We start from the raw sequence: 26,205 nt of genomic DNA, 5'->3' as shown, positions 1-26,205 counted from the left end.
CGGATCACCCCCGCGTGCGCGGGGAGCAGACGACGATTTGCCACCGACCCCGGACGGACGACGGATCACCCCCGCGTGCGCGGGGAGCAGCGGACCACTCTCCGGTCCAACCGGCGGACCAGCGGATCACCCCCGCGTGCGCGGGGAGCAGATTGACTTCGCCAGGGACGTTCTCGGTGAGCCGGGATCACCCCCGCGTGCGCGGGGAGCAGTTCCTGGGAGCCACACGCGAGGAAGCTCGGGCACGGATCACCCCCGCGTGCGCGGGGAGCAGGCAGGACCAGGAGCAGGCCGCGGCCTGACCCGCGGGATCACCCCCGCGTGCGCGGGGAGCAGTTACAGGTCCATGCACTGTGCCCGAAGTACGCCGGATCACCCCCGCGTGCGCGGGGAGCAGCCGCTTCGGGGCCACCTTCAACATATGCGTCCAGGATCACCCCCGCGTGCGCGGGGAGCAGGCTTCTTGACCTGTGGTCCTAAAGATCAAGTACGCCGATTTCCTTCACTTTCATCCGCAAGATCATGCCTCCGCAGTGGTGTGCCGAGAGGTGGTACGCGGCTGGTTCGAGGGCTGGGAGCAGCGTACATGGCGAGCACCGTGCGAGCTTGCTGGTCGAGTGTGTCTCGCCATTGCCGCACCTGCGATCACCGGCCTGTTCGATCCGGTCCTGTCGCGCCGTAGCCCGTCCCGCTCACAAGCCGAGTACGCTGCGCCGTACCTCGGTACTATCCCGCAACTCGTCGGCCGGGCCGCTCAGCACCACCCGCCCCTCGCCAAGCAGGTACGCCCGGCTGGCCACGTCGAGGGCCCGCTGCACGTCCTGCTCCACCACGAGCACACTCACCCCGCCCGCGTTGATCCGGACGATGGCGTCGTACACCTCGTCAACTCGCACCGGCGCGAGCCCCAGCGACGGCTCGTCGAGCAGCAGCAGGCGCGGCCGGGCCATCAGCGCCCGGCCGATCGCGAGCATCTGCTGCTCTCCCCCGCTCAGGCTGCCGGCGAGCTGGCCGGCGCGTTCGGCGAGCCGGGGAAAGATCTCGTAGACCTCGGCCAGGGTGACCCGGTACTCCCGGCGGGCACCTCGCCGGTACGCGCCGAGCATGAGGTTGTCCAGCACGGACATCCGGGGAAAGATCCGCCGTCCCTCCGGGACGACCGCCACCCCGTGCGTGCAGACCCGGTGGCCGCGCAGCCGGGTGATGTCGGTACCGCCGACGCTGATCTCCCCCCGGTGCGCCGGATGGATCCCGGCGACCGCGTTGACCAGAGTGGACTTTCCGGCGCCGTTCGGGCCGACGACACAGACCGTCTCCCCCGCGCGCACCTCGACGGCGACGTCCCAGAGCGCCTGCGCGTCGCCGTACCGCACGTCGAGGTTCCGCACCCGCAACAACGGCTCAGACATGGGCTTGCCTCCCCAGGTAGGCGCGGACCACGGCCGGATCGTTCAGCACGGTCTGCGGATCGCCGTCGGCCAGGCAGCTACCGCGATCGAGTACCACGAGCCGGGTCGCGAGCTGGTTGAGTACCCGTAGCAGGTGCTCGACGATCACGATCGTGATGCCGCTGTCGTGGATGCGCCGGACCACCCGCACCGCGTTGTCCACCTCGGCCGGGTTGAGTCCGGCCAGCGCCTCGTCCAGCAACAGCACCCGGGGGTTGGCGGCGACGGCCCGGGCCATCTCCAGCAGTTGCCGCTGGTGCAGGTTGAGGCTGCTCGGGTACGCGTCGGCCAGGTGCCCGAGCGCGACCGTGCCGAGGTGCCGCTCGGCGATCGGCCGGGCCCGGCGCAGCGACATCGGCGTACGCCCGAACATGATGGCCATCGCCACGTTGTCCCGGACGGTCATCGAGTCGAACGGGCGGGGGATCTGGTAAGTCCGGGCCATCCCGACGTGGGCGATCCGGTGCGGCGCCAGTCGGGTGATGTCCTGCCCGCCGATCCGGATCGTGCCCCGGGTCGGCCGGATCGTGCCGGAGAGCAGGTTGACCAGCGTGGTCTTGCCGGAGCCGTTGGGGCCGACGAGACCGACCAGTTCGCCCTCCCGGATGTCCAGGGTCACCTCCTCCAGCGCGTGCACCCCGCCGAAGTACCTGGCCACCCCGCGGCATTCGACCAGCACCGCACCGGGCCCGCCCCCTCGCGGGCCGGTGACCCGGATCGGGGCCGTACGGGTCTGAAGGACAGTGGGAAGGCGGGTCGCGGCGGCGTGGCCCGGCGCGGTCTCCGGCGCGCCGGCATCCGGCGAGGTCGCGCCGGCATCCGGCGAGACGTCGTCGCTCCGAGCCCCGTCCGGCGCGGCGTCGTCGATCCGAGTCCCGTGCGGCGAGACGTCGTCGATCCGAGCCCCATCCGACGCGGCGTCGTCGCTCGACGCAGTCTCGGCCGCAGTCGCATCGGCCGGAACGGCGCCCGCCGCAGCCGCACCGGTCACGGCAGTGTCGGCCGCAGCGGCATCGGTCGCAGCGGACGGGGTTGCCGTCCGGGTCCGGTGGCCGGGTGGGCGCAGTCCCAGTCGGGCGGAGACCCGGGGCGAGCCGAGCACGATGGCGACCAGGCTGGCGGCGAGCATCCCGACGACCAGCCAGTCCAGCAGTTCGCCCCAGACCCGGAGCACCGCGAGGGCGCCACTCACCCCGACCAGGGTGCCGAGCGCGACCAGCGGGCGGGCCCGCAGCCGCGCGTACAGGCCGTCGGGGGCGAGCGCGACCAGCAGGGCGAGGATGCCACCGAGAATGATCATGTTGTACGCGTCCAGGCCGTACGAGGAGAGCCGGTCCTGGAGGGTGACGATCAGCACCGCGCCGATCACCGGACCGAGCCAGTGACTCCGGCCGCCCAGCACCCCCATCACGATCACGAAGAGCGGGATGGTCAGCCCGAAGACGCTCTCCACGGTGACGAAGCCGATCTGTAGCGCGTAGACGCTGCCCGCCACCCCGCCGAGTACGCCGCTGAGCAGCATCGCCAGCATCTTGTAGCGGAACGTCGCCACCCCGGTCACCTCGGCGACGTCCTCGGCGTCCCGGATCGCCGCGAGCGCGGAACCGGACCGGGTGTGCTGGACGACGTACGCGACCGCCACCGCGATGGTCGCGATCAGCAGCGCCAGCAGGAACTGGAACTGCTGGAACGAGCTGACCAGCCCCGGTAGCTCGGGGACCGGGACACTCGCCCCCTGTCCCCCGTCGATCGACCGGTTGATCCGGGCAAACGCGGCCAGGATGAACGGCACGGCGAGGGTCAGCAGCGCGAAGATCTCGCCCCGCAGCGAGCCCAGCCGGAACGCCACCGCGCCGACCCCGAGGGCGAGCAGTCCGGAGAGCACCGCCGCGAGCGGCAGGGTGAGGAAGAAGTCGACGCCGTGCCGCCCGCTGAGCACGGCGGCGGTGTAGGCGCCGACCCCGACGTACGCGGCCTGGCCGAAACTGAAGTAGCCGCTGTATCCACTGAGTAGGTTCCAACTGGTCGCCTGGGCGATCCAGAAGCAGATCGAGCCGAGCAGCACCAGATAGAACGACGCGATCCCGAGTTGGTCGGCGGAGGCGCCGACGGCGGCCAGCACCAGGAACGCCACCAGCAGCCCGACCCCACCACGGCGGATCACCGGACACCCCCGGCCACGAAGAGTCCCTGCGGGCGCAGCAGCAGGGCCAGGATGATCGCCGAGAAGAGTACGAACGGCGCGGTGGCCGGGGACCAGACCGCGGAGACGACGCCGGAGAGCACTCCGACGAGGATGCCGGAGGCGAAGGTACCGACCACCTCGCCGATCCCGCCGAGGATCACCACCGCGAAGACGGTGCCGAACCACTCGTACGCGGTCTCCGGGGTGAGCGCGTTGGAGAGTGCGAAGACCATGCCGGCCAGCGCGGCCGTGGCGCCGACCACCCCGCCGAGCAGGACGCTGAGCCGGCGGTGGTCGACCCCGAAGGCACCGGCGACCGCCCGGTCCTGGGCGATCGCCCGCATCGCCCGGCCGGCGAAGGTACGCCGCAGCACCAGGTGCGCGCCGACCACCACCAGCAGGGCGAGGCCGAACGCCAGCAGGGTGGTGACCGGGAAGACCAGCCGGCCGAGGGAGACCGAGCCGGTGGCGTACGGGTTGACCTCTGCCGGCATCCGCTGGAAGTCGGCGCTCCAGACGTTGCTGACCACCTGGATGGTGATGCTCAGCAGCCCGAAGCTGACCAGCAGCGAGTTGAACTCGCTCAGCCGGAGCCGGTCGAAGAGCCACTGGATCGCGGCGCCGGCCACGAACATCAGCGGCACCGTCACCACCAGCGTCAGGATCGGGTCGAGCCGCCACGAGGTGGCGATCTGGAAGGTGAGGTACGCACCGATCAGGATCAGGCCGAAGTGGGCCAGGTTGATGACGCGCAGCACCCCCCAGGTGACGGAGAGGCCGGTGGCCATCAGGGCGTAGAGGCCACCGATCAGCGCTCCGGTGAGGGCGGCCTGGAGGACGTTCATACGGGACATCGCCTCGGGTCTGGTCGGGTCGGCGGGGCCACCGGGCGGCGAGGCCGAGCGGCGCGACGGGCGGTCAGGGATGGACGGTCTGGGATGGACGGTCCGGGATGGACGCTCAGGGGTGGACGGTCAGGGGTGGCGCGTCCGGGCCCGGACGGGGGCGCCGGGGCCCGGACGCGCGGTCAGCGGCGGGCGGGGGCGAGCGGTGCGGCGGCACGATCGGCCGGCCACACCGTGACCCAGTCACCCTGCTGGATCTGCTTGATGGCCTGGGTGGTCGGCCAGAAGTTCTGCGCCTTCGGGTCGAAGGCGAGGTGCCCGCTGAACGTGGTGTCGGCACCCTTGCCGTGCAGCGAGTCGCACATCTTCTTGTGGTCGGTCCCGCCGGTGTCCCTGACCGCGGCAGCCAGGATCTCCCACGCGTTCCACGAGGCGGCGGCCTGGGTCTCGAAGACCGTGTACGGCAGCCCGGCCGCCTTGGCCCGCGAGGTGAAGTCGTTCACGATCTCGGTGGCCGCCGGGCCGAGCCGGTCCAGGGTCGGCTTGTTCGGCTCGAACATCGACACCGACAGCACCCCCTCGGAAACCTCGCCGAGGTCGAGCAGCGGTCCGGGCGCCGGGAAGAGGCTGAACATCCGCTTCGGCCGGTAGTTGAGCTGCGCCATCGCCTGGAGGATGTTCACCGCGTCCACGCCGAGCCCGTTGTTGATCACCAGGTCGGGATCGGCGTCCCGGACCTGGGCGGCGATCGGCGCCCAGTCGGTGGTCGTCGGCGGGTAGTGCACGTCGACCACCACGTCCAGACCACGCTCCCGGGCGATGCTCAGCGCGCCGGACTTGTCCGCGCCGTAACCGTCGGAGACGAAGGCGGCCGATCCGCTCTGGCTGGTCAGCACGGCGACGGTCTTCGGCGGCCCAGGTTGACCGGCCAGCGCGTCGAAGAGCTGGGTCGGGATGAACCGGTTCGGGGTGGGGCCGATCGACCAGGCCGGGAACTGGCACTCGTAGCTGAGCTGGGGCGCCAGCACGGCGGTGTGCTGCGGCATCACGTACCCGTGCCGCTGGGCGACCGCCATCGCGGAGAGGATGTTCGGGGTGGCGTACGGGCCGATGATCAGGTCGACCCGGTCCTGGCTGATCAGCCGCTCGTAGAGCTGGCTGACCTTGGACTGGTCGGACTGGTCGTCGACCACCTTCCACTCGACCTTGCGACCGAGCAGTCCACCGGCGGCGTTCAGCCGCGCGACGTACGCCTCACCGGCGATCTTGTGGATCTGCCCGGTCGCGGCGAAGGCGCCGGTCAGGGAGAGGGTGGAGCCGACCACGATCGGGTCGTCGGCGGAGCCGGAACCGGAGCCGTTGCCGCATCCGGTGGCCGCCACGCCGAGCGCCAGGACGGTGGCGACGGCGGCGAGGGAGCGCCTGCGCATTGTCGGGTACCTTTCGTCGCTGTCGGATTGGTCTTCGGGGCGCACGCTGCGGGTCAGTGCGGGTCGTCGGCGTCGTGCACCACCGCGCCCCCGACGACGGTGAGGTCCGCGCGCAGCCGCCGCAGTCGCTCGACCGGGACGGTGAAGTAGTCGTCGTCGAGCACCACGACGTCACCGAGCCGGCCCACCTCCAGCGAGCCGAGCAGGTGTTCGTCCGGCCCGCCGAGGAACCACTGGTTGGCCCTGGTGTAGAGGGTGAGCAGTTCCTGCCGGCTGATCTGCTGTCCGGCGTTGATCACCTGCCCGCGGGCGTTCTTCCCGGTCACCGCGTAGTAGGCGTGGATCCACGGGTTCATCGGCGCGATCTGCATGCCGTCCGAACTCATCCCGGCCGGGATGCCGCTGTCCAGGATCGTCCGGAACGGCGGGCCGGCCGCCGGGCCGGTACCGGCCAGGTACTGCCAGCCGGTCAGGTTGACCCCGCCGCCGACCGCCCGCAGCCGCTGGAGGTAGTCCGGGGTGATCCGGGGGACGTGCGCGACGACCCAGCGCAGGTCGGAGATCGGGGTCTCGGCGTGCACCGTCTCGAACGCCTGGATCTGGGTCTGGAAGTCGGTACCGGTCAGCGAGTGCACCTCGATCCGCCAGCCGGCCCGGGCGCTGCGCCGGGCGGCCTCCAGGAAGACCGGGCCGCCGGAGTAGCTGGCCGCGATGAACTCGCCGATGGCGCCGGTCCGGACCATGTCGTCGCCGAAGAACGGGTACGTGTGGCGCAGCCGCGCCGTCAACTCCGGTACGGCGGGGTCGGTGTCCTGGTGCAGGTAGTTGATGCGCAGCCGGACGATGCCCCGGCCCTGGGCGTAGACGTCGAGGAACGGCAGGTGCATCGAGTGGTTGTCCTCGTGCGCCGCACCGTCGGCCGGGGTGCCGGTGGCCTGGAACGCGCCCTGGTCGAGGTGGGTGGTGACGCCGAGGCTGGCCGCGTACGCCATCGCGTCGAGCACCCCGCGCTCGCGCTGCGCGGCGGTGAGGGTACGCCGCAGCGCCAGGGTCGCCTTACCGGTCTCGGTACCGCCGGCGATCGCGCCGTCCGCCCCGACCGTCACCGGGATCTCGGCCGCCTCGAAGAACCGCCGGCCGAGGCTGTTGGTCACCGAGGGTCCGGCGAAGCCGACCGACAGGTACGCCGGGTGGTGCGGCAGCGCCTCGTCCAGCTCGGCCAGGGTCGGCAGCCGTACCTCGGTGAACTGGTGGGGATGGAAGCCGCCGATGGTGGTGATGAACTCGCCGCGCGGCACCCGGCGGGCCCGGTCCCGGTAGCTGGACCGCACATCGGCGATGGAGTAGGCGTTCTCCAGCGGCGTGTGGTGCCCCGGCCGGTTGCCCATCAGCACGATGTGGTTGTGACAGTCGATCAGGCCGGGCACCGCCGTGCGGCAGCGCAGGTCGATGGTGCGGGGCCGGCCCTCGAAGCCGTGCCGGGCGGCCCGGGCGTCGTTGCCGGCATAGACGATCCGGCCGTCCCGGATGGCCAGTACGCTGACCACCCGGTCGCGCCGGTCCATGGTGTGGATGCGGCCGTTGTGCAGCACCAGGTCGGCCCGGATCGTCTGGTCCCGGTCGGGTCCGGTGGCACCGGCCGGTGCCGCCGCGATGCCGGCGCCGACCGCCGTGGCGGTGCCGGCGGCGGCACCGCCCCGCAGCACCGAACGCCGGGACACTCCTCGTCGTTCCTCGTCGCTCATCAGCGGGGGTCACCTCTCGGATGCGGCGCCGGTGGCCCACGGCCGGGGCGGCCAGCGGCACGGCGGCGGTATCGGTGTCGGCGGACGGGCCGGTGGGGGGACCGGCGGGTCCGGTGGAGGATGCGGAGGGCGGCAGGGCCGCGAGTCCCGCCCTGTGCCGGTGGTGCGGGCCGGCGTTCGCGGGCGGCGGGTCAGTCGCCGGCGGCGAGGGCACGTCGCCGCCGCAGCAACGGCGGTACGCTGCCGAGCAGCCCGACGGCCAGGGCGAGAGTGCCCCAGCCGTAGCCGGCGAACCCGTCCAGCCCGACCAGGTGGTCGAGGGACCAGGCGCCCGGCCCGGTGTACGCCAGCACGACGGCCAGCGCGCCGTAGACGAAGGCGACCTCGTAGCCGCCAAGGTGCGCCCAGAGCCCGTTCGGCAGGTTGACCGAGGCGGCCACCACCATCGTGCCGAGCACGATCGCCGCGCCGAGCGGGGTGGCCAGGCCCAGCGCGATCAGCGCCGCGCCGGCCAGCTCGGCCAGGCCGGCGAGCAGGGCCATCTGCCGGCCGGGCCGGAAGCCCCAGGTGTGGAAGGTGGCGCCGGTGCCGGTGGGGCCCTGGCCACGGAACCAGCCGAAGAGCTTCTGGCTGGCGTGCCCGAAGAGCAGCGCCGCGAGGAGCAGGCGGAGCAGGAGCAGTCCGAGGTTCACGCCGCACCTGCCGAACCCGGCCCGAACGGCCGGACGGTACGGGCGACGAAGGGCGACCGGGCGGTCCGGGCGATGGGAGCCGACCGGGCGGCGCGGGCGGCGGGCCGCCGGATCGGGGCGGGACCGGTGGGTGCGGGATCTGTAGCTGCGGCCGACGGCGCCATAACTCTCTCCTCCGAGGACTGAGCCCTTAGCATCCACTTTTGCGGACGACCGTCCGCTACACGGACGCGGCGCACATCACAATCTCCGCCCGTGCCTGGAAGATGTCAAGACTCAAGCAGGAAACATTTGCGCCTGAGCCCGGACTGGTGTTCGCTTGACGGTCAGATGGTGCGGGCAGCCAGCCACCGACGGTCGTCCGATTGGACGAGCCCGGCCGCCACACCACCAGGGGTCGCACCAGGCTGGCCAAGCCGAGGTCCGGAATCGACCGGTGGCCCGGACCCCGACGGCACCCGGGACGGCCCCGGTCCGCCCTGGACGCGGCCGGGGGCACCGTCCGGCGACCCGGTTCGGCACATGGTGAACTGGTGGGCGCTCGCCCGCCGACCAGTACGGCGACCCGGGCGACGGGACCGAGACGGCGACGACGGATAGAGGCGGACGATGGCACAGCGTGGCGAAGGACCGGACTTCATCGAGGCCCTGGCCCGGGGGCTGAAGGTGATCACCGTCTTCCATGCCGACCATCCCCGACTGACCCTCAGCGAGGTCGCCACCGCGGCCGGACTGGCCCGGCCCACCGCCCGACGCTTCCTGCTCACCCTGGAGGAACTCGGCTACGTCCGCGCCGACGCCGGCAGCTACGAACTCACACCACGGGTGCTGGAGCTCGGCATGGCGTACGTCGGAGCGCTCTCGCTGTGGGACATCGCCCGCCCGCACATGCAGGACCTGGTCGCCGCCACCGGGGAGTCCAGCTCGATGGCCCAGCTCGACGGCTCGGACATCGTCTACATGGCCCGGGTCGCGGTACCGAAGATCATCGCGCTCCGGGTGCAGATCGGCACCCGGTTTCCGGCGAGCGTGACCTCGCAGGGCAAGGTGCTGCTCGCCGCGCTCGACCCGGACGCGCTCGGCACGGCACTGGCCCAGCCCAGCCGTTCCGGGGTCCAGCCGAAGGTCCGGCACAGCCGGACCGCGCTGGATGCCATGCTGCGGGAGGTCCGGGCCCGGGGCTGGGCACTCGCCGACGACGAACTCGCCCCGGGCATCCGCTCGGTGGCCGTGCCGATCCGGGACGGCCAGGGCGCGGTGCGGGCCGCGATGAACGTCACCGTCAACTCGGCCGAGACCAGCGTCAAGGTCCTGGTCGAGCAGCACCTGCCTCAACTGATCAGGGCGGCCAGCGCGATCAGCGCGGACTGGGCCCGCTGGCAGTCCCGGCCGCAGGTCGAGGTGGCCGGGACGGCCGACGCCGCCACCGCCGTCCGGCACTGACCCGACCGGCGGCGGTGGCGGCACCGCGGCTCAGGTGGCGATGTCCGGGTACGGCAGCGCGAAGTGCGCCAGCCGGGCCGCGTACTGCTTCTGGAAGCCGAGCGGTTCGGCGTGGTCCCGCTCGAACATCGCGATGAACAGGGTCAGGGTCAGGAACGGGTGCGCGCCCAGCTCGAAGAGTTTGACGTAGTCGTGGCTGGCCAGCGCCTCCCGCTCGGCGTCGTCGAAGCGCAACCAGGTGCTCGCCTCGCCGGTGTGGCAGTTCAGCACCGCGTTGGCCCGTTCCGCCTCCCACCAGGCGACCATGCCCCGCGGGTCGTCGCGGTACCGCTCGACCAGCTCGGGATCCCGGTCCACGGTGTAGAGGAACTTGTTCAGCAGATACTTGCTCACGCCGCCACCCCCGCCCCGCCCGGTACGCCGTTCGGATACCAGGTGAAGTACGCCTCCATGGTGTGGAACAGGTCGAGGGTGTCGACGTGGTCCGCCTTGGCGCCCGCCCCGGCCACCCCCATCATCAGCATGAAGTCCATGAAGCCGTGGGTGGCGTTGCCCGGCGAGTGCAGGCTCTCCAGGGTCACCTCGGCGAGGCAGCGCTCCAGGTCGCCGGTGGCGATCCACTCCACCGCCTTCCGGTCGAATTCCGGATCGGGGCCGTGCGGGCCGAACTGGCGGGGGCCGCCGAGTTCCAGCGACAGGTGGCCGGTGCCGATGATCGCCACCCGCAGGTGGCTCGGCCACGACTCGACCAGTTCCCGGATCGTCTGGCCGAGCTGCACGAACCGCTTCGGCTGCGGCAGTGGCGGCGCGAAGATGTTGGTGTAGATCGGCACGATCGGCAGGTCCGCCTCGGGGCGCAGCGTGATGATCGGGCAGGTGATGCTGTGGTCGATCCGCAGCTCGTTGCTGAACGCCAGGTCGAAGCCGGCGTCCAGGCCCTCGCGCAGCAGGTGTGCCGACAGCTCCTCCTGACCCCGCAGCAGCATCCGGGGCAGGCCGAACTCGCGTTCCTCGTTGTACCAGTTCGCGTCGTAGAACGGGGCCTTGCCGACCAGGAACTGCGGCATGTTGTCCAGCCAGAGCTGGTGGAAGTGGTCGGAGCCGACCATCACCAGCACGTCGGGGTTGGCCCGGGTGAGCGTCTCCCGGAAGGCCAGGATCTTGCGTACCCACTCGTCCGCGAACGGCGGCCGGTCCTCGCCCTGTGCGGTGCTGGCCCGGTAGTAGAACGGATGGTGGGTGGAGGCGATCACCGCGGCGATGGTGGCCATCGCGGCTCCTCTCAGGCGGGGTCGGGGGGTGTGTAGCGGGCGTTGCGGTCGACGGTGCGGTAGATCTCCATCCCGATGCCGGTGCGGCGCTCCTCGGCCAGGTGGCCCAGGAGCCCGGCGGCCCGGGCCAGCAGTGCGAAGCCGCGCAGCAGCTCCGGCGGCAGCCCGAGGTCGGCCAGGGCGGCGCCGCAGACCCCGGCACCGTTCAACGGCAGGGTACGGCCGAGCACCCGCGGATGGACCCGGCCGATCGCCTCGAACAGCCGCAGGTGCGGGCCATGCAGCCCCTCCCGCTCGGCGAGTGCGATCAGCACCGGGGTACGCGGGTCGCGCACCTTGTGCACCGGGTGCCCGAGTCCGGGCACCAGCCGGCGCTCGGCGCGGGCCCGGGTGACGGCGGCCAGGGCGAGGTCGTCCCAGCCGGCGTCGTCGGTCGGCGCCTCGGTCAGCTCGGCCAGGGTGTCGGCGAGGAACCGGCCGCTGTCCTCGGTGACGCCGAGGAACCGGGAGCCGCCGCCGAGCAGGCCGGCGGCGAGCGCCCCCTGCAACGCCTCGGGTGCGCTCTGGTACGTGACCCGGGCGGCGATCGCGGTCGGGGTGAAGCCGTGGTCGGCGAGCGCGACGAGCACCGCCTCGAAGACGCGTACCTGGGCCGGGCTGGGGCGGCGCCCGGCCACCAGCCAGAAGGCGAGTTCGCCGAAGCCCACCTTGCCGATCAGCTCGCCGGCCAGGTCGTGGCCGAGCAGCCGGATGGTGTCGGCGTCGGAGGTGCCGATCGAGGTGGGGAAGCTCAGTTCTTGGTCAGCCACGCGCGGATCTCCTCGCCGTGCTCGTCGAGCCCTGGTGGGGGCAGGTCGTACCGGGGACGGGTCGCGGAGAAGGTGATCGGGTTGCGGACCATCGGCACCGCGTCGGCGCCCTCCCCCACCGTCACCACCGGGTCGAGCCCGAGCTGTTCGGCGAACGCGACCCCCCGGTCGATGGTGTTGATCGGCGCGCACGCCACCCCGGCGGCGATCAGTTCGGCGAACCACTCGTCCCGGGTCCGGGTACGCAGCCGTTCGACCAGCAGCGGGCGCAGTTCCTCGCGGTTGGCGGTGCGGTCCTGGTTGCGCCCAAACCGGGGGTCGTCGACCAGTTCCGGCAGGCCGAGTACCTCGCAGAGCTTGTGGAACTGCCCGTCGTTGCCGGCGATGACGATCAGCTCGCCGTCGGCGGTGGGCAACGGCTCGTACGGGAAGAGGCTGGGGTGCGCGTTGCCCATCCGGTACGGCACCACCCCGCCGGCGACGTAGCCGCTGCTGTGGTTGACCAGCCCGGACAGCGCCGAGGAGAGCAGGTTGACCTCGACGTGCTGGCCCCGGCCGCTGGCCGCCCGGTGGTGCAGCGCGGCCAGGATGCCGATGTTGGCGTGCATCCCGGCCATCACGTCGAAGACCGAGATGCCGGCCCGGTACGGCGAGCCCTCCGGGTCGCCGGTGAGGCTCATCAGCCCGGAGATCGCCTGCACCATCAGGTCGTAGCCGGGCAGCGAGGCGCCGGCACCGGTGCCGAAGCCGCTGATCGAGGCGTAGACGACGCCGGGATTCTCCGCCACCACCGACTCGTAGTCGAGACCGAACCGCCGCATGCCACCGGGCTTGAAGTTCTCGATCATCACGTCGGCGCGGGCAGCGAGGGCGTGTGCCACGGCGAGGTCCCCCGGTGACCGCAGGTCGAGCGCGATCGACCGCTTGTTCCGGTTGATCCCGAGGTAGTAGGTGGCCACCCCGTCCCGGACCGGTGGCATCCAGGTCCGGGTGTCGTCCCCGGCCGGCCCCTCCACCTTGATCACGTCGGCGCCGAGGTCCGCCAACAGCATCGTGGCGTACGGCCCGGCGAGGATTCGGGAGAAGTCCGCCACCACCAGTCCGGCCAGCGGTCCCGGCGTGTCACCGGTACCCGGCTGATCCGCCATGCTCCTGCCTCCGTCCGTCTCGCGGACGTTTGTCCGTCGCCGACAGTCTGTTCGCGCCCGCCATCGCTGTCAACCGCCCGCCGGGCGACCGAACAGGGCAACCCGCCCGGTATTCCGACCCTACGCCGAGCACATCGTCAGCGCCGCTCAGCCCGGCCCTGCGGAGCCGGACTGCTGCTCGTTGACAGGTACGAAACACCGGGACAATAATTGCGCCACTTGTTTGCGCCCGCTATACGGACGATCGTCCGCGTAGATCACTCCGCCGATAGGAGTTGGCGATGGCCACGACCGAGTCCGACCGCCCGGTGCTGCTGCGCAACGGGCTGGTGCTGACCATGGACGACGCGCACACCGTGCTGGCCGGCGGCGACGTGCTGGTGGTCGGCGACCGCATCGCCGAGGTGGGTGTCGGGCTGACCGCCCCCGAGGGCGCACTGGAGATCGACGCCAGCGGCGGCATCGTGATGCCCGGGATGATCGACACCCACCGGCACATGTGGCAGACCGCGATGCGCGGCTACGGCGCCGACTGGACGCTGACCCAGTACTTCGTCTGGTACTACCTGGAATCCGGCAAGCTCTTCCGGCCCGAGGACATCTACGCCGGCAACCTGCTCGCCGCCATCGAGGCGATCGACGCCGGGGTCACCACCACCGTCGACTGGTCGCACGGGTTGCAGACCCCGCAGCACGCGGACGCCGCGGTCGACGCCCTGGAGGCGGTCCCCGGCCGCTTCGTCCTGGCGTACGGGAACATCCAGCAGGGGCCGTGGGAGTGGGCGACCAGCCCGGAGTTCCGCGACTTCGTCGAGCGCCGGATCGCCGGCAAGGGCGACATGCTCGGCTTCCAGATGGCCTTCGACGTCACCGGCGACCCCGCCTTCCCGGAGCGGGCCGCCTTCGAGGTCGCCCGCGATCTCGGCGTACCGGTCACCACCCACGCCGGGGTCTGGGGTGCCACCAACGACGACGGCATCCGGCTGATGCACGAGAACGGCTTCATGACCCCGGCCACCGTCTACGTGCACGCGGCCACGCTGACCCGGGACTCGTACAACCGGATCGCCGCCACCGGCGGCTCGGTCTCGGTCTCCACCGAGAGCGAGCAGAGCGCCGGCCAGGGCTACCCGCCCACCTGGCAACTGCGCCACCACGACATCCCGGTCTCGCTCTCCATGGACACCAGCGTCTGGTGGAGCGGTGACCTGTTCACCGCCATGCGCGCCACGCTGGGCGCGGACCGCTCCCGGGAACACCTGGAGGCGCACGGTCGGCAGGACACCGTCACGCACTGCCACCTGCGCGCCGAGCAGGTGGTCGAGTGGGCCACCCGGGGCGGCAGCCGCGCCCTCGGCCTGGACGACAGGGTGGGCAGCCTGGCACCGGGCAAGAAGGCGGACATCGTACTGATCAAGAACGACGACTCGCCGGTGATGTTCCCGATCCTCAACCCGTACGGCCACGTGGCCTTCCAGGCGCAGCGCGGCGACGTGCACACCGTCCTGGTCGACGGCCGGCTCGTCAAGCACCAGCACCGGCTGGTCGGCGTCGACCTCGGCCGGGCGCGGCGCGAGGTGGAGCGGACCGTCGAGTACCTGGTCGAGTCGATGGGTCAGGACGCCTGGGCGAAGGGCATGAACCCGGACGTCCCGGAGACGAAGGTGCGGGACAACCCCTACACGTACACCGAATGGGACGCCGGCTCGGCCCAGTGGAAGCACTGAGCACGGCGGCTCCGCCCCGGTCCGGCCCCTGCCCGGCCGGACCGGACGCCGGGGAAGGCTAGAGCATCTCCAGTGGCTGCGGGCCGCCCGGCGGTGGGAAGACCGTGTCGAGTACGGCCAGGTCCTCCTCGCCGAGGCGCAGTTCCAGGGCCCCGGCGTTCTCCCGGGTGTGCCCCGGATCCGACGACCGGGGAATGGCGGCCACCGCGTCCTGCCGCAACACCCAGGCCAGCGCCACCTGCGCCGGCGTGCCCTGGTGCCGGGCCGCGACCTCGGAGAGCTGGGCATCACCCAACAACCGGCCCTGCTCGATCGGCGAGTACGCCATCACCGGGATCCCGCGCTCGCGCAGCCACGGCAGCAGGTCGTACTCCGGGCCGCGCCGGGTCAGGTTGTAGAGGATCTGGTTGGCCGCGCAGGAGTCCCCGCCGGCGTCCATCAGGTCGACCATGTCCGACAGGTCGAAGTTGCTCACTCCCCACTGCCCGATGTCACCCGCCTCCACCAGCTCGGCGAACGCCTCGACCGTCTCGGCCAGCGGATGGCTGCCGCGCCAGTGCAGCAGGTAGAGGTCGATGTGGTCGGTACCGAGCCGGCGCAGGCTGCGGCGGCACGCCTGTACCGTGCCCTGCCGGGTGGCGTTCGCCGGCAGCACCTTGTCGACCAGGAAGATCTCGTGGCGGCGCCCGGCGATGGCCGCACCGACCAGTTCCTCCGAGGAGCCGCTGCCGTACATCTCGGCGGTGTCGATCATCGTCATCCCGAGATCCAGCCCGGTACGCAGCGCCGCGATCTCGTCCCGCCGCTTCCCCGGGCTCTCCCCCAGATACCACGTCCCCTGACCGAGCACCGGCATCGTCCGGCCCGACGGCAACGTGATCGCGGGCATCGCGACGGTCATCTCGGCCTCCCGGCAGCGTGGGGAACGCGTGCTGACGATAGCGGGATCGCCACGCGGCGCCGCCGGGCTACCCGTTGCGCGACCGGCCAAACGCGGTGACCACCCCGTCATGGCGAACGAGCGAGCGCGCCGGACGGTCACCGAGCCCGCTGGAGGGTCGTGATGAGTACGCCCTCGCCGACCGTGATCGAGTCAGTCAGCTTCCACGTCGACCTGTCCGAGGTCTCTCCGAACAGTCGCCGCCCGGTGCCGAGGAGGACCGGGAACATCATCAGGTGGAGTTCGTCGACGAGGTCGTGTTCGAGCAGCCCCTGGACGAGTTGGATGCTGCCGGCGACCGAGATGTCGCCGGTCACCTCGTCCCTGAGCCGGGTCACCTCGTCGACCAGCCCGCCCGAGAGGACCCGGGTGTTGTTCCAGGTGGGGTCGGTGAGGGTGCGCGAGACGAGGTACTTGGGCATGCCGTTGTACTTGTCGGCGAGTTCGCCCTCGTACTGGGGCCAGGCCGAGGCGAACCCCTGGTAGGTACGCCGGCCGAGCAGCAACGCCTCGGCACCGAGCGCCTCGGCGACCTTGAACCGCTCGCCCTCCTCGCCGCGGTCGAACTCGAAGCTCCAGTTCGGGTACTTGAAGTCCTCCCCGCCGGGCGCCTCCACGACGCCGTCGAGCGAGATGAACTCGGTGACCACGATCCTTCCCATGTCTGGTCCTTTCTGCGGTCGGTCAGCGGGCGTGGGCGAAGTCGCGCAGCGCGGCGGCGAGTACATCGGCGGGCGCGCTGTGCTGCTCGCCCTCGACGGCCCGCAGGGTCGCGGTCGGCAGCAGTTCGGCGAGCGCGTGGGCGGCGGCGACGATAAACGGGAACGTCCCGGTGCCGTGCAGCACGAGCGTGGGCGCGCTGACCGCGGCCCAGCGGTCGCGGGGCAGCGGCGCCCCCGACATGGTGGTTCCGATGATCCGGCCGTCGTAGGCGATCGTCGGCGCCACCGCCTCCATGATTGGCCAGAAGTCGCTCTGCCGGATCCCCTCGACGGCCTCGGCGGGCATCCCTGCCGCGGCGGTCAGGAACAGCTCGGCGGCGTCGCCGGGCCGGCCGTCGGCGACGGCGTCATCGAGGCGCCGCACGTAGTCCGCCGGCAGCGGCGGGCGGCTGTCGTCGACCACGAACGGCGGCTCGAAGAGCACGAGCCGGCTGATCGGCAGTCCGGCCGCCGCCGCGTCGAGCGCGAGGACCGCACCGGACGACCAGCCGAACACGGTCGCCGGTGCCCCCGCGACCGTGATGAGCGCGGCGAGGTCCTCGATCTCGCGCGACACCGCGTACGGCGCGGTGTCCGTGCTCTCGCCCCGGCCGCGACGGTCGTAGGCATAGGTCCGGAACTCGTCGCCGAGCAGCCGGCCGATCTCCTCGTTGAGCGGGTTGATCGCGGGGTAGGCGGTCGCGCCGTCGATGATGATCAGCGGCTCGCCCCGGCCCCACGCGCTGAACGCGATCACGGTGCCGTCGGCGGACACCACGGCCGCGCGGGCGTTCTCGGTCATCTGGATCGCCTTCCTGGTAGCGGTGCGGGGATGTCCCCCGCGGCGGCGCGGTGCCGCGTCGCATCCAGGCTAGGAACCGGCGGGGTCGCCGATCTTGTACAGAAGCGACAGGGGCTGCGCAACCGCGTCCGGCCGGCGCAGTTCGGTCGCGGTACGGCCGATGAAACGCTGGAGCGAGCGGGCGAGGTGCGGCTGGTCGTAGTAGCCGAGCCGGTTGACGACCTCGAGCGGTACGACGCCCTCGCCGAGCAGGATCGCGGCCTGCCGGGCGCGCTCGATCTGCCGGATGCCGCCCTGGGTGAGCCCGGTGGCCGCCGCGACGCGGCGCTGCACCGACCTCGTGCCGAGCTCCGGCATCCCGCCGGCCACGACCTCGTCGACGAGCGGATCCCGCACGACCACGCCCTCCCGCACCAGCCGGGCGACGAACTGCTCCGCACTCTCGAAGTCGGGGATGGGCCACTCCTCGCCGCGCAGCCGGAACGTGGTCGCGGTCGCGTGCGGGCTCTCCAGGGCGGAGTCGACCAGCCGCGCCGCGGGCAGGTGCGGCATCGAACTGCCGTGCGCGAACGTGATCCCGAAGGACGCCGACCCGTCCGGCACCTCGACGCTCGAAACCGTGGTCTCCGGTCCGCGTACGGCGGCGTGGACATTGCCGTGCTGCTCCCAGAACACCAGCTCCCAGTTAGAGGTGGCGATCGAGGTCATCCGCGCGACCCCGGACGCCTGACTGCGCCACACGCGATGGACGTACGGCGAGTCCGACGGCCGGTCCTCGTTCTCCAGCGGCATCCCATCCCCCCGGCGGCCTGCGCCGCCAGTCTCGCACGCCTCGAAGTCACCCGGCCAGCGCCGGGCCGGCACCGCAGGTCCGGCCGGCGGCCCGCACGTCGAAGGGGGAACTATCGGGGTGGCTTGACCGCCCGGGTCGCGAAGTAGCCGGGCAGCCAGCCGGCGGTGGCGTCGGAGTGGTGCGGCGCTTCCGCGAACCCGACGACGGCGAAGCCGGCGGCGAGCTGGCCTCCGATCTGCCCGGCCAACGTGTGGCTGTACTCCAGCGGTGCGTCGGCACCCCACAACCGCGCGCGTTCCTCCGCCGGGACGTGTGTGAGGTCGCTGTACGGGAGCCGGTGGCGGACCACCAGTTCGCCGCGCTCGTCCAGCGCCTCGTGGTCGAAGAGGAAGACGTCAGGATTGACGAAACCGCAGAGCAGCGCACCGCCCGGGCGCAACACCCGAAAGCACTCCCGCCATACCGGGGCGAGTTCGGGCACGAACAGGTTCGAGACGGGGTTGAAGACGAGATCGAAGGCGGAGTCGGCGAAGACCGACAGGTCGCGCATGTCGCCAAGGACCGTCCGCAACTCCAGGCCGTCCCGGTGGGCCACCATCTCGTCCTGTTCGAGCTGGCGGGGCGAGTTGTCGAAGACGGTGACCCGGGCACCGGCGGCGGCGAGCGTCGGACCCTGCTGACCGCCACCGGACGCCAGGCACAGCACGTCCGCGCCGGTGAGGTCAGCCGGAAACCAGGCCCGGTCGACGGGCTGATAGCCGATGAGTACGACCGACCAGTCGCCGGCCCGCGCCCTGGCGATCGTCTCGGCGGAGACCGGACGCGACCATTCGTTGCCCTTGTCGACCTGCCGGTCCCACGCGGCCCGGTTGTGCATCACCGGATCGAGGTTCATCGCCCCACGCTAGTGGGGTGTCCACCAAGGTTTCACCGGGTTTCCGGTGGGCGTTCCGGATCTCTGCCTGTCGGGCCGAGCGACCAGGGTTCGTCGTGGGCCGCCGCCACACCGCTCGCGCCGCCACGACCGCCGCCGGCCCGATGAACCGCCGACTGCTCCGCCGTGCGGTCGACGGGACGGTCAGGCCGGCGGGGGTAGCCCGGCGGTGAGGTCGAGGGCGGTCGCGATGAGGGCATGGGCGCGGGTCGTAATCGCGGTGAGCAGGCCGTGGGCGTGTTCGTCACTGTGTCGCGCGGCGGCCTGCAGGGCATGCAGGGCGTTGTCGAGTTGGTCCAGCCTGGCGTCGAGGTCGTCGGCTACCGGCTGACGCAACGCCGCCGCGATCTCCTGCAACGGCACACCGTGAGCCTCCAGAGCACGGATCGTGGTGATCCGCTCGATCACCTCAGGGTCGTAGAGCCGGTAGTTCCCGCCGGAACGGGCAGCCGGGGCGATGAGGTCGAGACTGGTGTAGAAGTCGACGGTGCGCGGCGAGACGCCGGCTTGAGCGGCGACCTCCCCGATCCGCAACAAGGTCGCGTCGACGGTCCACCTCCCTGCCTCGTCCGGATCCTGCGGAAACTGTACAGCGGCAGGTGTCACGGCCCGACGACATCCGCGCGGCCGACCCGACGGCCGGTCTCAGGCCCCGCCGACCAGGCGACGCGTCCACGGCTGTCCCTGCCTCCGGTCGGGGGGCCACCGCCGGTCAGATGGTCGACGGGCGACTACGGGGCCCAGCCTCAGTCGCCCGAGGCGGTCGAGTTCTCGGTCTCGGGGGACTTGACGTAGGTGGGGTGCAGGTGCACGGGCTGCGCCGCGCTCCGCTGCTGACGGGCCCGTACCCGCAGGTTGAGGAACTCGACGAAGATGGAGAACGCGATCGGGCCGTACACGTATCCCTTGGGGATGTGCTGGTCGAAGCCCTCGGCGATCAGGCTGGCGCCGATGAGCAGCAGGAACGACAGGGCCAGCATCTTGACCGTCGGATGCGTGTTGACGAATCGGCTGACGGTGCCGGCCGAGACCAACATGATCACCATTGCGACCACGACGGCCGCCACCATGATGAACAACTGGTCCACCATGCCGACTGCGGTGATCACGGAGTCGAGGGAGAAGACGATGTCGAGGATGAGGATCTGGACGATCACCGCCGCGAACGACGACGTGCCCCGGGCTGAGCGACCGTGTTCGGCGCCCTCTAGATGCTCGTGTATCTCGTAGGTGGCCTTGCCGAGCAGGAACAACCCGCCCAGCAACAGGATCAGGTCACGGCCGGAGATTTCCTGCCCGAAGACCGTGAAGAGCGGCGCGGTCAGCCCGATCACCCAGGACAGTGACGCCAGCAGCAGCAGCCGGGTCACCAGGGCCAGCGACAGGCCGATGGTGCGGGCGCGCGCCTGCTGGTGCTCGGGCAGCCGACCGGCCAGGATCGAGATGAACACCACGTTGTCGATGCCCAGCACGACCTCCAGCAGCAGCAGCGTCGCGAACGCGACCCACAGCTCGGGACTACCCAAGAACTCCATACCACCCTCGACATCTCGGCACGCCAGCACCGGATCGCCGGCCAGATCGCAAACCATACAGTGTCACGTTCTGGTGAAGGTGAGACGGTCACGGATCCGGCGCGCATTCGCCCCGCTCCCACCGGGCGCTTTGTCGGCTCAGCTCCGGCATAGCCACTCACAGGCGGTTTTTCGTATATCTCCTTATCGTTCGGAAAGCACGCTCTATGCTGACTCGGTGCTTCGCTGGTTCGTTATCCGGGTTGGAGGGATTCGCAGCATGCTCGACGTGATCATCAAGGCCAGGCCGCTCGTGCCGGCGGCGGTCACCGACGCCGTCGTGGTCGCGGCACACGCCGACGGTGCGCTGCCGGTCGTCCGACACGGAGTACTGGCCGGGTGACCGTCCACATCGGGCTCCGCCGTCCCGGGTCCCAGCCTGCCCTCGCCATCGCGACGGCCGGCACACCCCCTCCAGTGGAGAGCCCGGACCGGAAGCGCACGGTATTCCGGGTCGCGGCAGCGGGGGCCGGATGGTACCTTTTCGGGCTTCTCGGCGTGTTGCTCGACTCGGACGTACCGGCGGTCGGCCACACCCGCGCGATCTTCGTACTCTCCAGTGCCGCCCTGCTCTTCGGGCTGTGGGTCTACTGGCGCCACGGTGGAACCACCGTCAGCGCGGTCGGCATCTACAACTTCGCGTTCGCTCTCTTCGTCGGGTTCGCCGGGCTGTACCTGCTCTCCGGCAGCACCGACGAGGAGTCCCTGCTGCGTGCGCTGGTGCTGTGCTACTTCGGCCATGTGACCACCTGGCTGCTGTTCTGGACAAAGGAGCCGCCGCCGGAGCCGTCCGGGCCACGTCCTGTCGATCCGGCGTTCCTGCACCGGCTCACCTGGATCGGAATCCTTGTCGCCTGTGGTGCCGCCGTCGCCTCGCTCGAGTTTCTCGGGTCGCTGCGCCACCTGAGCCAGGCCGCCGTTTTCGTCGGCGCGCTGCTGGTCGCGATCGGCCTTCTGGGCGACGAGCGCCGGCCGCCGCTGCTCGGCTGTCTGCTGGCGGCGGGAGGGTTCGCGCTCTCGGTGGTCACCTCCAACAGCTACGGTCGGCTGATGCTCGGTTCGCTGGGCTTCGCCCTGCTGATCGTGATAGCACGGCGAACGCGGACCCGACTGGTGAAGGCCCTGGTCATCCCCGGCTCGGTACCGATCCTGTTGATGATGGCCAACATGCGCATGGACGCGGTGCGGGCGAATCATCCAGGTGCACAGATCACCGGCACCGGGCTCGAGTCCGTGGCGAGTCCGTTGGGCAGCTTCGGCGACCTGCTGAGTCACAATGATGCCGGTTTCCTTGCCCACGCCTGGGGCCACACCTTCTGGGCAGCGGCGGTCTCGCTCGTCCCGCGCGCCGTCTGGCCGACCAAGCCGTCGGGCTTCGGTGCGGAGTTGGTGCCGATCCTGCACCCCGAGCTAGCGAACAGCGGCCACTCCGACGCGGCGCTGTTCCAGGGCGAGTGGCTCTACAACTTCGGCCTCATCGGCTTGGTGCTCATGGTGCCCGTCGTGGGGTTCGTCGTGCGGGCGGCCGACCATTTCCTGGCCCGGGCCTCAGCCCGCCCGCTCATGGGCCGGCACGCGCTTCTGGCGTACGCCACCGCGGTCATCATCGCCGCGGGCCTGCCCGACCTGGTCTGGGGCACCTTCACCTTCACCGTACGTGCCGGCATGCGGCTCGCGGTGCTCATCGTTGTGTGGTTCCTGATTACCGACAGGAGAATTGAATGGTCCGGCCCGACACTGCCGTTCGGCAGATCCGGCAGGTGCTCACCTACGCCTGGACGCATCCGGCCAACCGTGGCCGGCAGCTCAGCAGCATCACTCGAGCGGCCCGCTTCCAGCTCCGCGGGCGGATCGGCCTGCGGACACTGACAACCGTCGGTCGCAGCGGCCGGATGTGGGCCGAGCTGCACTGCGCGGCGGCGTCGAAGGTGGTGTACGCCAACCCTCCGGACTGGAACGAAATGCAGGCGTGGCGACGCATCCTCCGGCCCGGCGACCTGTTCGTCGACGTCGGCAGCAACGTCGGCGCCTACGCCCTGTGGGCCGGCGACTGCGGCGCCGAGGTCATCGCGATCGAACCCTCTCCGGAGGCGGTACGGCGGCTCCACGCCAACGTCAGGCTCAACGAATTCGCCATCACGGTGCGGGAGTGTGGGCTGGCGGACCACCCGGGCCAATGCACGCTGAGTACCGGGGAAGACACCACCAACCACCTCCGACTCGAACCGGGGGCGGTGGGCGACACGATCGAGGTCGACACCCTGGACAACATTCTCGGCAGCCGGTTCGCGGTCGGGGTGAAGATCGACGTCGAGGGCGCCGAGCGGCTGGTTCTCGACGGCGCCCGTCGGGCACTGGAGCAACGGCGCATCGGCGTGCTGCAGATCGAATGGAACGCCAGGAGCAGGTCCGTGTTGGGTGAGGACCGCGGCCCCGTCGCCGCCATCCTCGCCGGGTACGGCTATCAGTTCGCCCGTCCGGACCACCTCGGCGTGCTCCGGGACACGGAGGTGTCGGGCGTCAGTTCGCGGGACATGTTCGCCGTCCTGCCCGAGTACCGGTGACCGGAGGACAGATGCGCAGCTTTGGCCACTGGACCCCCCGCTATTTCCTCGACCGCACGCGCGAGCTGCGCTACAGCCGCAGCCATCCCGATGCGCCATGGCTCACCCCGCAGGCCACGCAGATCCTCTCCACCATGCTGCGCCCGAGCGACCAGGGCGTGGAGTTCGGTTCTGGCCGCAGTACCCTGTGGCTGTCGCAACGGGTGCGGCACCTGACCAGCGTGGAGCACGACGACGTGTGGCACGGCACGGTCTCCGCGAGGTTGAAGGCGCAGGGCGTCCACAACGTCGACCATCTGTTCGCGGCACCGGACGTGCCGTTCGACCGGGGTGCCGAGAGCGAGTACGTCCGAACGCTGCTGCGCTTCGACGACAGCAGCCTCGACTTCGCGCTCGTCGACGGAATCTACCGCGACGCCTGCGCCCAGCTCTCTCTCGGCAAGCTCCGCCCGGGTGGTCTACTCATCGTCGACAACGTCGAGAGGTTCCTCCCGTCGCTCTCCCGCTCTCCGGGGGCGAGAAGGCCGTCACAGGGGCCGGCGAGTCAGGTGTGGGCGGAGGTGGCCCGCGCCGTCGGGCAGTGCAGGCACATCTGGACCTGTTCCGGCGTCTGGGACACGGCGATCTTCATCAAGCCCTGACCGTCTCGACGTTGCGTCGGGCGAGTTCGCGTAGCCGTTCCGCCATGTCCCGGGCGGTGTCCGCACACCGCAGGCGCGGGGCCGGCGCGGTCCCTGACGGTACTCGGCGAGCATGGCGGCGGCGAGCGCCGGTGGATCGGCCGCGGGGCATCGGCGGCCCGTTGCCTCGGTACACAGATCGTCTGCCGCCGCCACCTCATGCGTGGCGATCACCCGCGGGCCGAATCCCAGAGCTTCGTTGACCACCCAGCACCACGTCTCGCTGTGCGACGGGACGACGAGGACGTCCGCCGCGGCGTGCACGGCACCCAGGCAATCCTGGGAATGGCCCCCAGGTAACGGCAGTCGTCGTGCGCCTCGGCGTACCGGCGCACCTCGGCTCGAGCGAACCGCGCCCGACGATGGCGATGCTGGTCGCCCCGCGGGGTGTCGCCTCGCGCACGATGTCATATGCCCGCAGCAGGTCGGTGACTGCCTCGACCGGTTCGAGCCTGCCCACGAAGGTGAAGACGAGACGATCCGCGACCCCAACTCGGCGCGCAGCGCCGCCGCGCCGGACTCGCCCCCCGGCAGGCGCTGTAGCGCGTATGGAATGGTGTGGTGGCGTTGCAGGCCGAGCAGATTCCAGTACGCGGTGTTCGCCGACCCGTTGGTCCACAGCTCCGGTTGTCCCAGGAGCGCCCGCAGATACCAGCGTTTGACGAGCCGGAGAAACGCCGGCCGCGACCGCTCGGTACGGACATCGGCCGCTCCCCGCAACACCAGCGGGACGCCACGGAGCCGGGCGACGTTCGCCGCCACCACCCGGGCCCCCGCCCGGTACCCGTACACGCAGACGGCTCGCAGCCTCGACGACAGCAGTGCGCGCGAACGCGGCCCGTCCGCCGGGGCGGTCGAGCGCGACGTAGCGGTGCGTCGCGGCAATCTCGCCCCAGCCGTGCGAGGTGTCGGTACCGCAGAGGTAGCAGACTGACAGCTCTCCACCGAGTTCGTCGTGCAGCCGGTTGAGCACGGGAGTGTGTACGGGCTCGGACACCCGACAACGAAGACAATCATGGCACCGACTCTTTCGGTTCGTCCGCAGCCAGGGCGCGGCTCAGCGCGCGGAGAAGCAGCAGGAACGCCACGCCCGTCGAGATGCTGGAGGCCAGGGCAGCGCCCGGCGGACCCAGGACCGGCATCAGCGTGCCGAGCAGTACGACCATCACCCCGGCGGCGACCGCCTGGGCCCGCCCGGCGGCGAGCGGCCGGCCGTGTCCACGAAGGAGGTCCGCGCACACCTGCTGGCAAGCCATGAAGACGCCGCCCGGGGCCAGCAGGACCACCAGCACGACGGCGTTGTCGAAACCCGGACCGAACACCGTCGGGACCAGCCAGGGCGCGAGCGCGGCCAGCGGGAGCATCAGCGCGACGGCGATGGCACCGCTCACGGCCACGGCCCGCCACTGCAGCCGCGTCGTCGCCGACCGCGGACCTCGCTGCGCGGCGATTCGGGGGAACGCGACATAGCCCAGCCCCGCCGCGACCGGGACGGCGAGTGCGGTCAGCGAGGCAGCCACCGCGTAGTTGCCGAGCGCGGACGGGTCGTCGGTGACCGAAAGGGCCAACTGGTCGAGCCGGGCGATCACCACCAGCGGTATCGTGGCCGCGAGCTGCCCGACACCGTAACGCGCCATCGGACGGACCAGGACGAGACTCGGCCGACCCCCGGTGAGCCGGCCGCGTGCGCACAACCCGTAGGCCAGCACCGTCTGGGCCACCGTCGTGGCGGAGAATGCGGCCAACACGGTGATCAGGGTGAGCTGGCCGGTGGCGTGTAGCGCGACGACCACTACCAGGTACCCGACCGGCTGGGAGATCCGCGCCAGATTCCACCGACCGATGCTCGACCCCTGGAGCGCGAACGTGTAACTGAGACCCACGAACGCGGCCAGGCAGGTGGCGAACATCAGCCGGTAGGCCCACACCACGGTCCCGCTGTCCGAACCGAGCAGCGGGGCGGCGATCATCCCGACGGCGAGTGTCACCGCCCCGGAAACGACCACAATGCTCCGGGACACGGCCACGTACTCGGGAGCCCGACCGGGATCGCGGGCGACAAAGAACGTCGTCGCCGCTGACTGGCCGAGCCCGCCGACCACCAGCAGGAGCACGAACCAGGCCATGATGGCCGCGTACTCGCCCCTGACGCTCGGCCCCAACGACCGCGCGATGACGATGCCCGCTATACCGGCAGTCCCGGTCGAGACGACGTTGAACGTCGACGTGGCGACAACGGCAAGTCGCACTCCGTTGGACGTCTTCGCCCGTCGCGCGCCCCGGGTGAGTGTGGTCATGGCTCGCTCCACATCGGCAGAGAGCAGCCAGCCCGCGCGCTGTTCTCCGCGGTGGCGGGTCCGAGGCCCTCACCGAGGACGGGAGGAACGAAGGCGTCGTACCGGGCGACGGTCTGGCGGACGGCAGCCGGGATCGGCAGTGAACCAGACTGGAACGCGAAGATCACACGACTCCTG

At 71.1% G+C, this 26,205-nt stretch carries 24 protein-coding genes and 1 CRISPR repeat array (1 of these 25 cut by a window edge); of the genes, 6 read left to right on the top strand and 18 right to left on the bottom strand.

What is annotated here, in order from left to right; translation table 11 throughout:
- Positions 1 to 458: direct repeats of the CRISPR family, unit length 28 nt; unit sequence GGATCACCCCCGCGTGCGCGGGGAGCAG (it extends 182 nt beyond the left edge of the window).
- A 234-nt stretch (positions 459 to 692) separates the two neighbouring features.
- The 6 genes from AAH979_RS04530 to AAH979_RS04505 all read right to left on the bottom strand — a co-directional run bounded on the left by AAH979_RS04530 (position 693) and on the right by AAH979_RS04505 (position 8,345).
- Positions 693 to 1,409 carry an ABC transporter ATP-binding protein gene (locus AAH979_RS04530; protein WP_346256730.1) on the bottom strand — a complete coding sequence of 239 codons (717 nt, stop codon included), beginning with the start codon at positions 1,407 to 1,409 and terminating at the stop codon, positions 693 to 695.
- Positions 1,402 to 3,612, bottom strand: coding sequence for an ATP-binding cassette domain-containing protein (locus tag AAH979_RS04525; protein ID WP_346256729.1), 2,211 nt, complete (start codon positions 3,610 to 3,612; stop codon positions 1,402 to 1,404). Before AAH979_RS04525 ends, AAH979_RS04530 begins: the two co-directional genes overlap by 8 nt.
- On the bottom strand, positions 3,609 to 4,487 hold the full coding sequence (locus AAH979_RS04520) for a branched-chain amino acid ABC transporter permease (protein WP_346256728.1): 879 nt from the start codon (positions 4,485 to 4,487) through the stop codon (positions 3,609 to 3,611). Before AAH979_RS04520 ends, AAH979_RS04525 begins: the two co-directional genes overlap by 4 nt.
- Before the next feature lie 173 nt (positions 4,488 to 4,660).
- A complete protein-coding gene (locus AAH979_RS04515; protein ID WP_346256727.1) occupies positions 4,661 to 5,908 on the bottom strand; it encodes an amino acid ABC transporter substrate-binding protein in 1,248 nt (415 codons plus the stop codon).
- Positions 5,909 to 5,961: 53 nt separating this feature from the next.
- Entirely contained in the window at positions 5,962 to 7,653 is a 1,692-nt protein-coding gene (locus tag AAH979_RS04510) for an amidohydrolase family protein (RefSeq protein ID WP_346256726.1), read from the bottom strand.
- A 191-nt stretch (positions 7,654 to 7,844) separates the two neighbouring features.
- Positions 7,845 to 8,345, bottom strand: a complete 501-nt coding sequence (locus AAH979_RS04505; RefSeq protein ID WP_346256725.1) for a DoxX family membrane protein — start codon at positions 8,343 to 8,345, stop codon at positions 7,845 to 7,847.
- Between the two features lie 609 nt (positions 8,346 to 8,954).
- On the opposite strand from AAH979_RS04505, the gene AAH979_RS04500 reads away from it, so the two are divergent.
- Entirely contained in the window at positions 8,955 to 9,788 is an 834-nt protein-coding gene (locus AAH979_RS04500) for an IclR family transcriptional regulator C-terminal domain-containing protein (RefSeq protein WP_346256724.1), read from the top strand.
- Between the two features lie 30 nt (positions 9,789 to 9,818).
- Here the strand turns inward: AAH979_RS04500 and AAH979_RS04495 are convergent, their stop codons facing one another.
- Genes AAH979_RS04495 through AAH979_RS04480 form a run of 4 tightly spaced genes read right to left on the bottom strand, consistent with a single transcriptional unit; the run spans position 9,819 to position 13,016 of the window.
- Positions 9,819 to 10,181, bottom strand: a complete 363-nt coding sequence (locus AAH979_RS04495) for a hypothetical protein (protein ID WP_346256723.1) — start codon at positions 10,179 to 10,181, stop codon at positions 9,819 to 9,821.
- A complete protein-coding gene (locus AAH979_RS04490) occupies positions 10,178 to 11,059 on the bottom strand; it encodes an extradiol ring-cleavage dioxygenase (RefSeq protein ID WP_346256722.1) in 882 nt (293 codons plus the stop codon). Before AAH979_RS04490 ends, AAH979_RS04495 begins: the two co-directional genes overlap by 4 nt.
- Before the next feature lie 11 nt (positions 11,060 to 11,070).
- Positions 11,071 to 11,868, bottom strand: a complete 798-nt coding sequence (locus AAH979_RS04485; RefSeq protein WP_346256721.1) for a citryl-CoA lyase — start codon at positions 11,866 to 11,868, stop codon at positions 11,071 to 11,073.
- Positions 11,850 to 13,016: a CaiB/BaiF CoA-transferase family protein gene (locus AAH979_RS04480; protein WP_346256720.1), complete on the bottom strand. Its 1,167-nt coding sequence runs from the start codon at positions 13,014 to 13,016 to the stop codon at positions 11,850 to 11,852. Before AAH979_RS04480 ends, AAH979_RS04485 begins: the two co-directional genes overlap by 19 nt.
- A 281-nt stretch (positions 13,017 to 13,297) precedes the next feature.
- On the opposite strand from AAH979_RS04480, the gene AAH979_RS04475 reads away from it, so the two are divergent.
- Positions 13,298 to 14,743, top strand: coding sequence for an amidohydrolase family protein (locus tag AAH979_RS04475; RefSeq protein ID WP_346256719.1), 1,446 nt, complete (start codon positions 13,298 to 13,300; stop codon positions 14,741 to 14,743).
- Between the two features lie 58 nt (positions 14,744 to 14,801).
- On the opposite strand, the gene AAH979_RS04470 is transcribed toward AAH979_RS04475, so the two are convergent.
- From AAH979_RS04470 to AAH979_RS04440, 7 genes are all read right to left on the bottom strand, one after another.
- Entirely contained in the window at positions 14,802 to 15,644 is an 843-nt protein-coding gene (locus AAH979_RS04470; protein ID WP_346256718.1) for an aldo/keto reductase, read from the bottom strand.
- Positions 15,645 to 15,781: 137 nt separating this feature from the next.
- Positions 15,782 to 16,345 (bottom strand): dihydrofolate reductase family protein, encoded by a 564-nt coding sequence (locus AAH979_RS04465; RefSeq protein WP_346256717.1) that lies wholly within the window; start codon positions 16,343 to 16,345, stop codon positions 15,782 to 15,784.
- 22 nt (positions 16,346 to 16,367) lie between these two features.
- Positions 16,368 to 17,186, bottom strand: coding sequence for an alpha/beta hydrolase (locus AAH979_RS04460; RefSeq protein WP_346256716.1), 819 nt, complete (start codon positions 17,184 to 17,186; stop codon positions 16,368 to 16,370).
- 69 nt (positions 17,187 to 17,255) lie between these two features.
- Positions 17,256 to 17,978: an AraC family transcriptional regulator gene (locus tag AAH979_RS04455; protein ID WP_346256715.1), complete on the bottom strand. Its 723-nt coding sequence runs from the start codon at positions 17,976 to 17,978 to the stop codon at positions 17,256 to 17,258.
- Positions 17,979 to 18,088: 110 nt separating this feature from the next.
- The gene (locus tag AAH979_RS04450) at positions 18,089 to 18,874 is read right to left on the bottom strand and encodes a methyltransferase domain-containing protein (protein ID WP_346256714.1); all 786 of its coding nucleotides are present in this window, start codon (positions 18,872 to 18,874) and stop codon (positions 18,089 to 18,091) included.
- 183 nt (positions 18,875 to 19,057) lie between these two features.
- Positions 19,058 to 19,519 carry a MerR family transcriptional regulator gene (locus AAH979_RS04445; protein ID WP_346256713.1) on the bottom strand — a complete coding sequence of 154 codons (462 nt, stop codon included), beginning with the start codon at positions 19,517 to 19,519 and terminating at the stop codon, positions 19,058 to 19,060.
- A 140-nt stretch (positions 19,520 to 19,659) separates the two neighbouring features.
- On the bottom strand, positions 19,660 to 20,448 hold the full coding sequence (locus AAH979_RS04440) for a TerC family protein (RefSeq protein ID WP_346256712.1): 789 nt from the start codon (positions 20,446 to 20,448) through the stop codon (positions 19,660 to 19,662).
- Between the two features lie 259 nt (positions 20,449 to 20,707).
- On the opposite strand from AAH979_RS04440, the gene AAH979_RS04435 reads away from it, so the two are divergent.
- The 4 genes from AAH979_RS04435 (at position 20,708) to AAH979_RS04420 (ending at position 23,692) form a co-directional block, all read left to right on the top strand.
- Entirely contained in the window at positions 20,708 to 20,830 is a 123-nt protein-coding gene (locus AAH979_RS04435) for a hypothetical protein (protein WP_346256711.1), read from the top strand.
- A 74-nt stretch (positions 20,831 to 20,904) separates the two neighbouring features.
- Positions 20,905 to 22,356: a hypothetical protein gene (locus tag AAH979_RS04430; RefSeq protein ID WP_346256710.1), complete on the top strand. Its 1,452-nt coding sequence runs from the start codon at positions 20,905 to 20,907 to the stop codon at positions 22,354 to 22,356.
- A gap of 23 nt (positions 22,357 to 22,379) precedes the next feature.
- Positions 22,380 to 23,051, top strand: a complete 672-nt coding sequence (locus AAH979_RS04425; protein ID WP_346256709.1) for an FkbM family methyltransferase — start codon at positions 22,380 to 22,382, stop codon at positions 23,049 to 23,051.
- Positions 23,052 to 23,062: 11 nt separating this feature from the next.
- Positions 23,063 to 23,692, top strand: a complete 630-nt coding sequence (locus AAH979_RS04420) for a class I SAM-dependent methyltransferase (protein WP_346256708.1) — start codon at positions 23,063 to 23,065, stop codon at positions 23,690 to 23,692.
- A gap of 1,052 nt (positions 23,693 to 24,744) precedes the next feature.
- Here the strand turns inward: AAH979_RS04420 and AAH979_RS04415 are convergent.
- Complete coding sequence (locus AAH979_RS04415; protein ID WP_346256707.1) at positions 24,745 to 26,028, bottom strand: oligosaccharide flippase family protein; 1,284 nt, start codon at positions 26,026 to 26,028, stop codon at positions 24,745 to 24,747.
- Between the last annotated feature and the right edge of the window lie 177 nt (positions 26,029 to 26,205).

Source organism: Plantactinospora sp. ZYX-F-223 (assembly GCF_039649625.1).
In the GTDB taxonomy this organism is placed as follows: domain Bacteria; phylum Actinomycetota; class Actinomycetes; order Mycobacteriales; family Micromonosporaceae; genus Plantactinospora.
This window is presented reverse-complemented; position numbering and strand designations above follow the sequence as displayed.